This window comes from Actinoplanes sp. NPDC026623 (genome assembly GCF_040638275.1).
Taxonomy (GTDB): Bacteria; Actinomycetota; Actinomycetes; order Mycobacteriales; family Micromonosporaceae; genus Actinoplanes.
This window is the reverse complement of the sequence record NZ_JBEZXZ010000452.1, coordinates 1-1,236: the sequence shown is the minus strand read 5'-3', so window position 1 is coordinate 1,236 and position 1,236 is coordinate 1. Positions and strand designations below refer to the sequence as shown.

The following is a 1,236-nucleotide window of genomic DNA, read 5'->3' as shown; positions in this document are numbered from 1 at the left end:
GCGACCGCGACCGGTGCCGGAGCCGGTGCCGGTGCCGCCGCGCCGCTCGGTGCCGGCCGCGGCGGGAGTCCGGGTCCGGGCCCGGCCGGTGGTCAGACCCTGGCAGGTGTTCGCCGGGATCGCCGCGGTGCTGGGTGCGGTGATCATCGGCGGCGTCACCGGCGCGGACGACCCCGGCGGTCCGGTGGCCGGCCAGCGCATCACGTTCGCGCCGCCCGCCTACCCGTTTCCGGCACGGTCCACCGGGATCCTCGGCATTCCGGGCGTCGCCCTGTCGAATCTCGACCTGTTGACCCCGTACCCCCTGGCGTCCCTGACGCCCCGCATACCGTTGTGCTTCCTCACCCACATCGAGGTCGGACCGGGGATCAACAAGCAGAGTCCGCGGGTGAAGGCGGCCGTCGAGGCCACCGGCGATCTCACCTGCGGCCTGAGCAGCGGCGGCGGAAGCGACGCCCTGGTCACCCGCCCCGGATCGACACCCGGGGCCACCCAGCGCGGCCGGGTCGCCAAGCTGGCCGCGAAGGGCCCGTTCGGGACCGTGACCATCGTCGGCGTGCGCACCGGCCCGAACGGGAAGCCTCAGGCCAACGTCGTGTTCGAACCGACGGCCGCGGGGTCGTCCGGCTGCTGGCGTTCCCGGCTGTCGCTGACCGAGGACGACGACGGGTACGGCGTCGGCTCGATCGGGGCGCCGGTCGAGGTCGCCTGCCGGTAGCCGCTGCCGCCCTTGTGCAACTGGTCGTTGATCGCGTCGGCGGTTGCGGCGTCCAGCACCCGGCCCGCCTCGACGGGGAAGCCGAGTTCGGCGGCGAGCCGCCGGTGGTGCAGATCCACCGTCGCCTCCACGATGTCGGCGAACAGGGCCGCCGCGGACCGCGCCCGCCACCAGGCGAGAACGCCGAGGCCGAGGCTGATCGGCAGCGCCGGCCACCACCACGGCGCCGGCACCAGATAGAGCACGGCCCAGCCGGCGAGGACCCCGGCCTGCTCGAACCGGTCCCGCGCCCTGGTCACCTGGTTGCGGGCGTCGGCCTCCAGCAGCAGCCAGAGCCGGGGCCAGACGAGGCCGAGGCGCAGGCCGTACTGGGCGAAGATCCGGTCGTCGGTGAGCCGGATCCGGTCGGCGATCCAGGTCGGCCGGCCGGGCAGATAGGCCGCCGGCAGGGCGCGCCCGCCGGCCTCGAGCCGGCGCAGGGCGGCGGCGCGGCGGCGGGCGGTCAGCGCCGCGGCGGC

Annotated in this window: 1 protein-coding gene; it reads left to right on the top strand. The window is 75.8% G+C overall.

The window, feature by feature from the left end; translation table 11 throughout:
* Positions 1-718 (top strand): hypothetical protein (locus tag AB0F10_RS45745; protein ID WP_360640918.1); only part of this gene is annotated, 718 nt, incomplete at its 5' end.
* Positions 719-1,236 lie beyond the last annotated feature (518 nt).